Raw genomic sequence first — 13,223 nt, 5'->3', positions numbered from 1 at the left:
CAAGTCTGCATTATTAGGTAAAGGGACTGCTTTAAGGGCAATCTCCAAAAGGGCTGGGGGGGGAGAAGGCAACAAGTAAATGGTAGTTCGGAGAAATACTCGATACGGGCTTACCATCGTTGTTAGATGAACGTCTGTATGGCAGTAGGCCAAGCAGATCACGCTTTAAGTGGCCAAAGTAACCTTCTTGGCTCCAAGAGTCATGAGCCTTCCACGCGCAACAGGGCGTTTTTATTACGTGAGTTAGCTTAGAGAGCTTCTCTGAATATGTGTGTTGGGCTGCTGAGTATTGGTAGTTTTGCGCTGCAAGCATTTGCCCTGAGAACAGGGAGAGTGACAACAAAAGCAAAAGGCGAAATACGTGAACCAAAACTAACCCTAAAACACAATGGAATCGATATTCGTTTGCTACCTGAAGGTGGCGCTTGCGTATACTAACGACTTGCTAAAAGGATGAACAGTTTTTTGTCATATTAAAAAGGGAGCTGATATGCTCCCTTTTCAAAGTTAGTTCAAGAACCCTTATGCGCTGGCGTAGATAACACTGCCACCTTTAATCGTATCGATGATTTCACGTGAAAGGTTTTGTGGTAAAGCTGGGCAGCCCCAACTGCGACCAAGATAACCATTTTTTTGTATAAATGAAGGGTTAGCGTAGTCGGCACCATGAACCACAATGTATCGCTCACGTGCTTTGTCGTTAACACCAGACGTCAGGCCATCCAAGCGAAGCGAATAACCATTAGAGCCATAGTAAGTGGTGTCGGTTAAGAACGTCCCCAAAGAGGTCTTACGAGAGTTCACGACATTAGAGAATTTCGTCGCGGTCTTCTTACCGCTGTTCACACCGTGAGCGACATAGGTGTTGAAAATAAGCTTCTTCTTGTCTAAATCGACCACATAAAATCGTTTTTCAGTAGATGGTTTACTGTAATCGATGATAGTTAAAAGAGGCTTTTTACGGTCTGAGGTCTTCTTGTAAGCTAAAAACGCATCATTGAATAAATGAAAATCAATGACACCTCCCAACTTGGCTTCTTTATATGTCTTTTCAACAAGTTGCTTTGTAGCTTTTGTTTCTGTCGTTTTTTCTGATTGGTGAGCAAAGGCAAACGGTGAGACTGCCAGTGATGTCCATATCAATAATAAAAATAGCTTTTTCATTTGTACTAAATAAAACTCTTGGTGTAGCAAATTTAGCGAACGCTTCTTGCAGTCGTTAATACAGCATGTACATCAATTTAATTCTATTCTCAATGTTGCCTATTATGCGTAGTGACACCTATTACTCAAATATGATTAGTATTTGGTGGATATTGTTCAACTAACTGATTGAAATTAATCAACATTAAGAGGTTAATCGATGACTTTAAAAATCTTCAGAACAAATACTATCCGATTTGAGTAATTAATAAAACTGTGTTTACTGAGATTTACCAAGCAGGATATTAAATAAAACAACGTTTAATTATCGTTTTAATAAAAATCTCTTTTTAATTCAATTAGATTATTTCAGCGACAGCATTACGTAAAAAATTATTAGACTGTGATCCTAGTCGTAACAAACCATTACTTGCAAAATCTGAATGTAATGGTTGCCACTATGGATTATTAAGCATATTCAACCAAGTGTTTAGCTAGGCTGTTGTATATTGTCAACTTATTCACTTACGTAGCTCACATCATTTACCTGTTTTGTGTTAGCTTGCTAGAAAACTGTTACCAATAGGCGAAGAAGATGGAAGTTCATGAGTGTGTCTCGTTTATCCTAGTCAAGGATGATCAAGTTTTGTTGGAAACCAGAGCAAAGGATAAAGACTCAGATCCAGGTGCAATTGCGATACCTGGTGGCCACATGGAGCAGGGGGAGTGTCAGCAAACAACCTTATTCAGGGAGATGGAGGAAGAGCTGAAAATCAATCCCTCTCAGTTTGGTTACTTGTGCTCTTTATATCACCCAACGATCGAGCTGCAGTTAATTCACTATTATGTCGTTACAAGCTGGCAAGGTGATATTCAGAGTCTAGAAGCGGAATCGGTTGATTGGTATTCGATAATAAAAGCGCCAGTTTCAACAAAAGTCGACAGCATAGCATTAAGTGAATATCAGCGACTAAAAGTGTCGTTGAAGCCTGTGTTTAATACGTAGAGTTCGAACAAATAACAAATGTAGTGTGGGCGATAGTTTTTATAAGTTGGACCCACTCTAAAATATATTGAAATGCCCTTCTTTTAAATAGCGATACCTCGCGAAAACTTGATCAAAAATAAACTTCACTTTCAGTCGGTTATGCTATTTTTTGAAAAGGAAAGCGAATAGAGGGAAGTGTATGTCGAAATGGTTAGATTGGGCAAAGCAACTTCAAGCAATTGCTCAAGCTGGGGAGGCGTATAGTAAAGACGTCTTTGATTTGGAACGATTTAAAATGGTCGAGTCCATTGCACATCAAATGTTTGCTGACATCAGCCAAAAACCAGTGGCTGATGTTCAAAACCTGTTTATTGCTGAAAAAGGTTACCCGACACCGAAAGTCGATCTTCGAGCTGGCGTTATTAAAGATGGCAAGATTTTACTGGTGAGAGAACGTGAAGATGGTGGTTGGACATTGCCTGGCGGTTGGGCTGACGTATGTGAAACACCGAGTGCTGGAGTAATTCGAGAAGTATTAGAAGAATCTGGCTTAGTTGTTGCCAATCCAAAGCTGATCGCTATACGTGATAGGGCAATTCACGATTATCAACCACCTTATCCGTTCCATATCTACAAAATGTTTTTTTTATGTGAGTATGTTTCTGGTGAGCCAAAAGAAAACATAGAAGTCTCCGAGATTGAGTTTTTTGACCAACACAAGATCCCTCAACTCTCTCAAAGCCGAACGCTACCGAGAGACATTGATATGGTGTTCGATGCTTTTTACAGTGAAGATTTTCAAGTGCATGTGGATTGAGGAGAGATTATGAGTCAACGATGTGGTCAGTGCAGGCAGTTTACTCGCCAAAAAGGTAGCGTTGATCTTTGTGATGCTTGGGGTCAGCCGACTAATGCAAAAAGAAACGCTTGTGAGTACTTTATGCCGACAATTCGAGCAAAAGACCGAGTGATTAGCCCTCGAAATGCCAACATGCCCTAAAGAATTATCATTAGTTGGGAATTGTTTAAACAATCAGTATTAACAAGTCACTGCAAACGATTACTTATCGGGTGGACTACTGTATAATATGCGTCGCGTCACACTTTGGTGGCGCGTGGTACATTTCAGGATCCCCATGTTGAAGAAATCTCTTGCTCTAATGCTTGCTGCGTACTCACTTCCTTCCGTTGCAGGTTCGACCATCGGTATTGTCGGTGCGATGGATGTAGAAGTTGAAGCGCTATTACCAAAAATCCAAAACCAACAAGTAAAAAAAATTGGTAGTCATCGCTTTTACACGGGTGAGTTAGAGGGTAAAACGGTTGTTGTGACTAAATCGGGCGTTGGTAAAGTGAATGCCGCAATGACAACTACACTCTTGATTCAATCTTTTGGTGTTGACCAACTTATTTTTACTGGTATTGCTGGTGCTAGTGATCCTAAGTTGGACCCACTCGATGTAGTGGTTTCAACACGGTTGGTTCAGCATGATGTTGATCTAACAGCATTTAATATGCCAAGGGGACTGCTACCTGACTATCGAGAACGTTACTTCTATGCAGACAAAACACTGCAAAAGTATGCGTTTGATGCGGCGGTTGAAACCTTAGGCAAAGAGAGCGTTTATCGTGGCATTATTGCATCTGGTGACCAGTTTATTGCAAGCAAAGTGAAAGTGACGGGCATCTATCAAGAATACAATGCGATGGCAGTAGAGATGGAAGGTGCGGCACTTGGTCAAGTGGCCGAAGCGTTTAAAGTGCCGTATGTGGTCATTCGAACAATTTCTGATAAAGCAGATGGTTCTGCGGATATTGTTTATTCCGATTTAAAAAAGGCAACCGCAGATAACTCCGCCAACATTACGCTTAATATGCTTAAGCAAATGTAAGTGTCTTAAAAAGCAGCGATAAAACGCTGCTTTTTTGTGCCTAAGTCACCCTATGCACTGACTGACTCTTCAAATCGAACATCGTTTGCAGAGCGCCACCAATGATCGAGCTGCTCTCTGTTCATCGGTTTGCCGAACAAGTAACCTTGCATGAAGTCACAGCGGTAAGCAGAAAGCCATTCATGCATTACGTTGTGTTCAATGCCTTCAGCGGTCACAGTTTTGTTTTGCGCATGGCAAAGCTCGATGATTGGCTTAATAACATGTTCATTATCGGTATGCATTAAGGTCAGCAGAAATTCTCGGTCGAACTTGATCTTTTGAACGGGGTATTGAACCAGTTGGGTCAATGATGTGTAGCCAGAACCAAAGTCATCGATCGCCAATCGATAGCCAAGTTTAGAAAGTTCATCGAGTAACACTGTTCCTTGTTGATCACTTGCGAACGTCTCCGTTATCTCAAGCTCAATGCACTGCGGAGGTACAGAATTTACCTGGGCATGCTTGTGTATATATTCCGCCATAGATAGCGAGTTTAGCTCAGCTGACGAAAGGTTGATGGATAAGGTAATGTCTTTGCCGAAAATCTCTTTTAGGTGATGGTATTCCAGCATCGCGTTGGAGAAGACCCAACGATCTATCTTGTTAAACTGACCGCTTTGTTCTGCAATTGGAATAAACTCGGCGGGCGGAACAACTCCTAGGTTTGGTGAATCCCAGCGAAGCAATACCTCAAGGCCCTCAATCTCATTTGCTTTGTTATTCATGTATGGCTGAAATACTAAGTGGAACTCTTTTTCTATATCTTCTTTTCGTAGTTCGCGTTCTATATCGCCTTTTCTCTGGGCGGCTTCATCCATTTCCATGGAATAGTAAGAGGCTTGGTTTTTACCAGCACGCTTTGCCTGATACATAGCGGCGTCAGCACAAGATAAGAGTTTCTCAATATCTTGCCCGTCTTGAGGAAATCCAGCGATACCGACACTTGCCGTCACAGGTAGCCCACCAAAATGGTGATGATTACAATTCTTAATCGGTTCAAGGAGTGCATTGGTCAACTCATCGGCTATAGAAGAGGATTGGTGCTTGCTGCTTAAAAGAATGGCAAACTCATCTCCTGACAGACGAGCACCAAAACAGGTACTATCGTGTTTGTGAGCGAATAAAGCACATACTTTTTGAATATGCCCAGCAAAGGCTTTCAGCAATTTATCGCCCCATTCATGGCCATACTTATCATTCACGAACTTAAAATTATCTAGATCGACATAAATAACCCATAGGTTGTCTGTGCAAGAGGCAAGTTCTCTACAGGCTAGGGCTTGAAAGCGAGAGCGGTTTGCTAGTTGCGTTAGCTGGTCTGTTTCAGCAAGGCGTTTAGTTTGTTCATAACTTTTTCTTAGCTCTTGGTACATGTCAAAAAAGCGCTGCGACAAGCGCCCAATCTCATCATTGCTGTTGAGTTTTTCGATGTTATCTCTCGTATTGCTCTCAATGTCTGTTAGCTGGTTATCCAGCTTGGCGATTGGCTGCATAACATAGAGGTATAAGACGATGACAATTAATGCGATGGTGATGAGGCCAGCGACACCAAATGATAGGGCAAGTTCTAGCCAAACCTTTTCGACTTTGTTCCACATCAGATATTCCGCAGGCGAGAGAATGGCATAAAAACTGGGTAGCAGCTCTATCGTTTGCGCCAATGGTATATCGAGATAAATGGGCTTGTCAGAAAAGGTGATGACGCTATGGGTATCGTATTCAATTTCGTGTTTTATATCATTAAATGACTCCAGTGATACGGATGCCACAATGAATAGGTTAAAGGCTGGGTCAAATGTTGTCGCTACTTCACCGGAACGGCGATCAAGGACTTGATACTTTAATAAGATGCTCTGACCGCTGGAATTGTAGATAAACCCAGTATGACTAAAGGCCTGTTGGCTATTAAAGGTTTTCGTTACGTACGCTGAAATCTTGGGGTCTAGTACGCCAGTGGGCTGGTAAGTACTTTCTTGGAAATACAGCACTTGGCTTTGGCCGTTAAGAATTGCCATGTTAGTGTCGCCTTTGTAGCCATGGCTTAATACTTCCACCGTTTCTGCTAACTGGCTTTCTAAACGAGTAGATTGTTCATTTGAGTCTCGGTTGGCTAAATAATCTAACACCGCATAACTTTTTGATAGGGTATGTGCGTAGCTGTTAAGAAACACATTCGCTTGACGAAGTTGACCTGCAAGCTGATCCATCTGAAGTTGGATATAGCTGTCTTCGCGTTTTATCAACGTGACTTTTTGAATGCTGTAGATGATGTAGCTAGACACCAATGCACTGAGCAATATGACTGGCGTGACAAGCAAAATGATTCTATTGCTAAGTTTCATGTGGTGATAATTTTAATTTTCCATTGCTTCTCTTCTAATTAAGAAGCCACTTATTGCATAGATTGATTTTTCAACGAATTGTATGTTGTATATGAAACAAAGTCTTACAAATGTCGTAAATTTGTGAAGGGGAGGGTGATTTATAAACAGGGGGCTTTGTATTCTTGAATTTGAGACAAAGCTGGACTTGGAAATGATCGTTAACCTCAGTTTCGTGGTTGGTTATTCACCATCGAAACGTTTCGATGGCAAAATGTGACCTCACTATCCTTTTCTTAATCAGTTAGTACTCAATTGCGGATCATTCTCACACCTTATCGATCTGTGACTGGTCAATTATTCCTATCGTTCTATTATTGCATCGAAACGTTTCGATGAGTGTTCTGTCAATATAGAAATTAATCCAAGAGAGACGCTCACAGTTGTATGAACGTGTAACCGAAAGGTCGATGAGATGAAAAAAAGTACCCTAATTAACTCAGAAATTTCTTACTTGGTGGCGACGTTGGGTCATACCGATGAAATCACCATTTGTGACGCGGGCTTGCCAATCCCTGACCATGTTCAACGTATCGATTTAGCGTTGACTCATGGCGTTCCTGGTTTCCTTGATACCGTTCGCGTGATTCTGTCTGAGTCCCAAATTGAAGGGGTCATCATTGCTGAAGAATTCGCAAAAGTTAGCCCTGTTCACCATGATGCGCTGATCACTGAGCTAGCAAAAGAAAGTGAGCTAGCAGGTAAGCAGATCGCGATTAACTATGTATCGCATGAAGCTTTTAAAGCTCGTACAGAACAAAGCCGTGCTGTTGTTAGAACAGGCGAGTGCACACCATACGCGAATGTGATTTTCCAAGCCGGCGTGGTGTTTTAAGCCACAACTAATTGAGGACAAATTATGACTCAAGCCATTCTACAACTCAGCGACATCGAGAAAGCGTTCCCGGGCGTTAAGGCGTTGGATAAAGCCAGCCTTAATGTTTACCCAGGTCGCGTGATGGCGTTAATGGGCGAGAACGGGGCAGGTAAGTCGACCTTGATGAAAGTGCTTACGGGCATCTACCACATGGATGCGGGAAGCATTAAATATCAAGGTCAGCCAGCGGCGTTTAAAGGTCCGCGTGACTCTCAAGAAGCGGGCATCAGTATCATTCACCAAGAACTGAACCTGATCCCCGAGCTGACGATCGCTGAAAACATCTATTTAGGTCGTGAATTTACTGGCTCGATGGGTCGTATTCAGTGGGGCAAGATGTACGAAGAAGCAGACAAGTTGCTTCAACGCCTTAATGTAAGGCACTCTTCAAAAACATTGCTTGGTGATTTAAGTCTTGGTGAGCAGCAAATGGTGGAGATTGCCAAAGCGCTGTCTTTCGAATCTAAAGTCATCATCATGGACGAGCCAACCGATGCTCTAACCGACAAAGAGACGGAATCGCTGTTTAAAGTGATCAACGAACTTCGCGACCAAGGTTGCGGCATCGTTTACATCTCACACCGCCTGAAAGAAATCTTCGAAATCTGTGATGACATTACTGTGTTACGTGACGGTAAATTCATCGGCGAATGCCAAGTGAAAGACACCAACGAAGATGGACTCATCGAAATGATGGTTGGTCGTAAGTTGGAAGAGCAATACCCGCGTATCGATGTGAAGCACGGCGATGTTTGCCTTGAAGTGATTGGCTTGACTGGTTCTGGTGTTCACGACATCAACTTCACCCTTCAACGCGGAGAAATTCTTGGTGTATCGGGTTTGATGGGGGCAGGTCGTACTGAGCTAATGAAAGTGATTTACGGCGCGCTACCAAGTGAGCGTGGCGTTATCAACTTAGACAACAAGACCATTAACCCGGTTAGCCCACAAGATGGCCTGGCGAATGGCATTGCTTACATCTCTGAAGACCGTAAAGGCGATGGCTTGGTGCTAGGGTTATCCGTGAAGGAGAACATGTCTTTGTGTGCGTTGGATAAGCTCACCAAAGGTTTCCAAATCCAACACGGTGAAGAAGTTGTGGCGGTTGAGGACTTTATCAAACTGTTCAACATCAAAACGCCAACGCGTGACCAAATTATCGGCAACCTTTCTGGCGGTAACCAACAGAAAGTGGCGATCGCGAAAGGGTTGATGACTAAACCTAAAGTTCTGATTCTGGATGAGCCTACTCGCGGTGTCGACGTGGGTGCGAAGAAAGAAATCTATCAGCTAATCAACAAATTTAAAGCCGACGGCATGAGCATCATCTTGGTTTCATCTGAGATGCCGGAAGTGCTAGGCATGAGTGACCGTATCATGGTGATGCATGAAGGTCGAATTACAGGCGAATTTGATGCGAAAGACGCCGACCAAGAAACACTACTCGCTTGTGCCGTAGGCAAGAGAATGAATGAGGAAGCAGCATGAGTACTAATACCATGAGCAAACCAAACGAAACTGGCAGCAAGAAGCTGTTCACCAAAGAGTGGCTGATTGAGCAAAAATCATTGATTGCACTGCTGTTTTTGATTGTTGTCGTGTCATTTTTAAACCCGAACTTTTTTACGGTAGACAACATTCTTAATATCTTGCGTCAAACCTCTGTCAACGCGATCATCGCAGTGGGTATGACACTGGTTATATTAACAGCCGGAATTGACTTAAGCGTAGGCTCTGTACTTGCGTTATGTGGTGCCTTCGCGGCAAGCATGATTGCGCTAGAAGTGCCAGTACTCATCGCGGTTCCAACAGCATTGTTTGCTGGTGCGGCACTGGGTGCGATAAGCGGAATCATTATTGCCAAAGGTAAGGTGCAAGCCTTTATCGCAACGCTGGTTACCATGACGTTACTGCGCGGTGTAACCATGGTTTACACAGACGGTCGACCTATCTCAACAGGCTTTACTGATACTGCAGACGCATTTGCATGGTTCGGTACAGGTTACGCTCTTGGTATCCCAGTTCCAGTTTGGTTGATGGTGATTGTCTTTGCTGCGGCATGGTATCTACTAAACCACACTCGCTTTGGTCGCTATGTGTACGCACTTGGTGGCAACGAATCAGCAACGCGCCTTTCTGGTATCAATGTTGATCGTGTGAAGATCGGTGTATACGCAATTTGCGGTATGTTGGCAGCGCTTGCGGGCATTATCGTGACTTCTCGTCTGTCTTCAGCACAGCCAACTGCGGGTATGGGCTACGAGCTAGACGCTATCGCAGCGGTTGTTCTTGGCGGTACTAGCTTGATGGGCGGTAAAGGTCGCATCATGGGTACCTTGATTGGTGCTTTAATCATCGGCTTCTTGAACAATGCGCTGAACCTACTCGATGTTTCTTCTTACTACCAAATGATTGCGAAAGCAGTGGTTATCTTGCTAGCGGTACTGGTAGACAACAAAAACAAGTAATCCATAACAACTAATACATTAAAGCTAAATCCTGAATACAAACCGAGCCAGAGGACGTGTGCTGGCTCACCCTACACAAAGGACTAGAACGATGAAAAAACTCGCAACTCTTATCTCTGCTGCACTTCTTTCTTCAACCGTATCGGTAGCGGCGCAAGCTCAAGATACCATGGCGATTGTAGTTTCTACGCTAAATAACCCGTTCTTCGTAACGATGAAAGACGGTGCAGAAGCGAAAGCGAAAGAACTGGGATACGACTTGATTGTACTGGACTCGCAAAACGACCCGAGTAAAGAACTGTCAAACATCGAAGACCTGACGATACGCGGTGTAAAAGCGATTCTGATCAACCCAACAGACTCAGACGCTGTGTCAAACGCGATTCGTATGGCGAACCGTTCTAAGATCCCAGTGTTGACACTAGACCGTGGTGCAAGCCGTGGTGAAGTGGTTAGCCACATCGCTTCTGACAACGTGGTTGGTGGTGAAATGGCAGGTCACTACATTATGGAAAAAGTGGGCGAGAAAGCGAAAGTCATCCAACTCGAAGGTATTGCTGGTACGTCTGCGGCGCGTGAGCGTGGTGAAGGCTTCATGACCGCAGTGAAGGGTAGCAACATGGATCTACTAGCAAGCCAACCTGCGGATTTTGACCGTACTAAAGGTCTAAACGTAATGGAAAACTTGCTTGCAGCAAACCCAGACGTACAAGCGGTATTTGCTCAAAACGATGAGATGGCACTGGGTGCGCTTCGCGCAGTACAAGCATCAGGTAAAGATGTGCTGATTGTTGGTTTCGACGGCACTGAAGATGGTATCGCAGCGGTTAACCGTGGCAAGCTAGCGGCAACTATTGCACAGCAACCAGATCTAATTGGTGCGCTTGGTGTCGAAACTGCAGATAAAGTATTGAAAGGTGAGAAGGTTGAGGAGTACATTCCTGTTCCGCTAAAAGTGCTGACTAAGTAAGTTTCGCGCTAGGCTCAGGTATTACTCTTGAGAACCATGGAGTGACCCAATGAACGTATTGGGTCATTCCAAACAATGTAAGTTGTACGTTGGCAAAGTAAATCTAGCTGAATCGTAATACGCTTACCTTTTTCAAAGAGCGTAAGCCATATACCCAAGTGACTTCAAACCAAGTCATTCTCGCTGAATCGAGCATATCGAGGTTACTTGGGTATATACTCCTGTTCAAACTAAAGGGTTCATTAAGAACCGAGGATAACCGTATGAATAAGTTAGTGGTGTTAGGTAGTGTAAACGCTGACCATGTTCTTCAAGTGCCTTCTTTCCCTCGCCCTGGCGAAACGCTACATGGTCGCAACTATCAAGTTATCCCAGGTGGCAAGGGTGCCAACCAAGCTGTTGCAGCAGCTCGATTAACTGCCGATATCGGTTTTATTGCGTGTGTGGGTGACGATTCGTTCGGCATCAACATTCGTGAGAACTTCAAAATGGATGGCATCGACATCACTGGTGTGAAGATGCAGCCTAACTGCCCAACTGGCATTGCCATGATTCAAGTGGCGGACAGCGGTGAAAACAGCATTTGTATCTCCGCCGAAGCGAACGCCAAACTTACCGCAGAAGCGATTGAACCCGATTTAGAGCGCATTCGTCAGGCAGAATACCTGTTGATGCAATTGGAAACGCCAATGTGTGGCATCGAGAAAGCAGCGAGAATCGCGAAGGATGCCAAAACCAACGTGGTTCTCAACCCTGCGCCAGCGCGTGAATTGTCAGATGAGCTGTTGTCTTGCATTGATGTTATCACACCCAATGAAACGGAAGCCGAAGTGCTAACTGGTGTGACCGTAACTGACGATGATAGCGCGCAAGAGGCGGCAAATATTCTGCACTCAAAGGGCATCGAAATTGTGATGATTACGCTCGGGGCAAAAGGTGTTTGGCTGAGTCAAAATGGCCGTGGTGAAATCATTCCTGGTTTCCGCGTAGAGGCAACGGACACGACCGCAGCTGGGGATACGTTTAATGGGGCATTCGTCACTGGTTTATTGGAAGACTTACCTTTAGAATCAGCGATTAAGTTTGCTCATGCAGCAGCAGCGATCTCTGTGACTCGCTTTGGCGCGCAAACTTCGATTCCAACCCGTCAAGAGGTTGAGGAGTTCCTTGAACAACAATAATCAAAAGGAGAAATAGCATGGCAACGATGAAAGACATCGCAAAACTGGCAGGGGTTTCCACTTCAACTGTGAGCCATGTTATTAACAAAACTCGCTTTGTCAGCGAAGAGATCTCAGAACGAGTCAACAACGCTGCCCAAGAGCTTAATTACTACGCGCCTTCAGCATTGGCGCGTAGCCTCAAAGTCAACCGCACCAAAACCATTGGTATGTTGGTGACTACCTCAACAAACCCATTCTTTGGTGAAGTCGTAAAAGGCGTTGAGCGCAGTTGCTACCACAAAGGCTATAGCCTGATCCTGTGTAACACTGAAGGCGATAATGAACGCATGCGTGACTCCATCAATACGTTGCTACAAAAGCGCGTTGATGGGCTTATTTTGATGTGTTCATCGTTAGAAGGGGAGCGCATTGATGTATTCGAGCGTTACTCTGACATTCCGGTTGTAGTGATGGATTGGGGGCCAATGTTGTTTACGAGCGATAAGATTCAAGATAACTCGCTTCGTGGTGGTTATCTGGCCGCTAAATACCTTATCGATTGTGGCCACAAAGAGATTGGTTGTATCACGGGGCCATTAATTAAGCACCAAGCGCAAATGCGTTATGAAGGCTATAAGCGTGCAATGATTGAAGCTGAGCTTGATTTCAATGCCAACTGGATTGTGGAGTCCGATTTTGAGTGTGAAGGTGGTTATCAAGCCCTCAAGAAAATGGTTCAACGCGGTCCGCTACCAAGCTCGATTTTTGTATCCAATGACATGATGGCGATGGGTGTAATTAACGCAGCAAATGAGCTTGGAATCAAAATTCCGGATGATCTTTCGATTATCGGATATGATGACATTCACATCGCAAAATTCATGTCTCCATCACTCACTACTATTCACCAGCCCAAATACCGCTTGGGTCAAGCCGCAGTCGAAACTTTACTGACTAAACTTGAAAATTATTCTAAAGAGCCGAACGTAGTGCAACTAGAGCCAACACTCGTGGAGCGAAACAGTGTCCTGCACAAATAGATTTAAGGCTTAAATTAGGTTCATAGCGGCTTTCCGGGGAAAGCCGCTTTTATCTTTAAGAAGAAGTAATCAGTATCTCGATAGCCATATCCCATCCGCTTAATTAACTTTATCTTGTTATTTATCCCTTCAAGCGTACAGGTATTCAGCGGGTAGCTTGCTGAAGCAGTGATCCCATGAAGGTATGGACGGAGCTTTCGAGCGAACTCTTTGAGCGGCTTAATTCCACTCTCATTCACTTGTCCCAACCATACCTGCC

At 44.1% G+C, this 13,223-nt stretch carries 14 protein-coding genes; 10 read left to right on the top strand and 4 right to left on the bottom strand.

All coding sequences use genetic code 11. The features are described 5' to 3' along the window. Window positions 1-31 precede the first annotated feature (31 nt). Both B853_RS24090 and B853_RS24085 read right to left on the bottom strand, forming a co-directional pair. Window positions 32-370 (bottom strand): hypothetical protein, encoded by a 339-nt coding sequence (locus B853_RS24090; protein ID WP_249027439.1) that lies wholly within the window; start codon window positions 368-370, stop codon window positions 32-34. 152 nt (window positions 371-522) lie between these two features. Beyond that, complete coding sequence (locus B853_RS24085; protein WP_038886708.1) at window positions 523-1,164, bottom strand: murein L,D-transpeptidase catalytic domain family protein; 642 nt, start codon at window positions 1,162-1,164, stop codon at window positions 523-525. A gap of 574 nt (window positions 1,165-1,738) precedes the next feature. On the opposite strand from B853_RS24085, the gene B853_RS24080 reads away from it, so the two are divergent. The 4 genes from B853_RS24080 to B853_RS24070 all read left to right on the top strand — a co-directional run bounded on the left by B853_RS24080 (window position 1,739) and on the right by B853_RS24070 (window position 4,023). Next, a complete protein-coding gene (locus B853_RS24080) occupies window positions 1,739-2,149 on the top strand; it encodes an NUDIX hydrolase (RefSeq protein WP_010452399.1) in 411 nt (136 codons plus the stop codon). A gap of 181 nt (window positions 2,150-2,330) precedes the next feature. After that, window positions 2,331-2,948 (top strand): NUDIX hydrolase, encoded by a 618-nt coding sequence (locus tag B853_RS24075; RefSeq protein WP_038886709.1) that lies wholly within the window; start codon window positions 2,331-2,333, stop codon window positions 2,946-2,948. A gap of 9 nt (window positions 2,949-2,957) precedes the next feature. Further along, complete coding sequence (locus tag B853_RS26135; protein WP_170001043.1) at window positions 2,958-3,131, top strand: hypothetical protein; 174 nt, start codon at window positions 2,958-2,960, stop codon at window positions 3,129-3,131. A gap of 136 nt (window positions 3,132-3,267) precedes the next feature. Beyond that, a complete protein-coding gene (locus B853_RS24070; protein ID WP_038886710.1) occupies window positions 3,268-4,023 on the top strand; it encodes a 5'-methylthioadenosine/adenosylhomocysteine nucleosidase in 756 nt (251 codons plus the stop codon). Between the two features lie 50 nt (window positions 4,024-4,073). Here the strand turns inward: B853_RS24070 and B853_RS24065 are convergent, their stop codons facing one another. Then, window positions 4,074-6,407, bottom strand: coding sequence for an EAL domain-containing protein (locus B853_RS24065; RefSeq protein WP_038886711.1), 2,334 nt, complete (start codon window positions 6,405-6,407; stop codon window positions 4,074-4,076). Window positions 6,408-6,861: 454 nt separating this feature from the next. Here B853_RS24065 and rbsD point away from each other — a divergent pair, with 454 nt between their 5' ends. The 6 genes from rbsD (at window position 6,862) to B853_RS24035 (ending at window position 12,964) form a co-directional block, all read left to right on the top strand. Next, window positions 6,862-7,281: a D-ribose pyranase gene (gene rbsD / locus B853_RS24060; protein ID WP_038886712.1), complete on the top strand. Its 420-nt coding sequence runs from the start codon at window positions 6,862-6,864 to the stop codon at window positions 7,279-7,281. 24 nt (window positions 7,282-7,305) lie between these two features. Further along, window positions 7,306-8,811, top strand: a complete 1,506-nt coding sequence (rbsA, locus tag B853_RS24055) for a ribose ABC transporter ATP-binding protein RbsA (protein ID WP_038886714.1) — start codon at window positions 7,306-7,308, stop codon at window positions 8,809-8,811. After that, complete coding sequence (rbsC, locus tag B853_RS24050; protein ID WP_005452248.1) at window positions 8,808-9,791, top strand: ribose ABC transporter permease; 984 nt, start codon at window positions 8,808-8,810, stop codon at window positions 9,789-9,791. The genes rbsA and rbsC overlap by 4 nt, the downstream gene beginning before the upstream one ends. Before the next feature lie 91 nt (window positions 9,792-9,882). Further along, a complete protein-coding gene (rbsB, locus tag B853_RS24045; RefSeq protein WP_038886715.1) occupies window positions 9,883-10,761 on the top strand; it encodes a ribose ABC transporter substrate-binding protein RbsB in 879 nt (292 codons plus the stop codon). Between the two features lie 263 nt (window positions 10,762-11,024). Further along, complete coding sequence (gene rbsK, locus B853_RS24040) at window positions 11,025-11,942, top strand: ribokinase (RefSeq protein WP_038886717.1); 918 nt, start codon at window positions 11,025-11,027, stop codon at window positions 11,940-11,942. Between the two features lie 17 nt (window positions 11,943-11,959). After that, window positions 11,960-12,964, top strand: coding sequence for a substrate-binding domain-containing protein (locus B853_RS24035; RefSeq protein WP_010452383.1), 1,005 nt, complete (start codon window positions 11,960-11,962; stop codon window positions 12,962-12,964). Window positions 12,965-12,984: 20 nt separating this feature from the next. Here the strand turns inward: B853_RS24035 and B853_RS24030 are convergent. Next, a partial coding sequence (locus tag B853_RS24030; RefSeq protein ID WP_143700824.1) for a transposase occupies window positions 12,985-13,223 on the bottom strand: 239 nt, incomplete at its 5' end.

It is taken from the genome of Vibrio rotiferianus CAIM 577 = LMG 21460 (genome assembly GCF_002741985.1).
Lineage (GTDB): Bacteria > Pseudomonadota > Gammaproteobacteria > Enterobacterales > Vibrionaceae > Vibrio > Vibrio rotiferianus.
The sequence above is the reverse complement of the archived record's forward strand: the minus strand, read 5'-3'. Positions and strand labels throughout refer to the sequence as shown.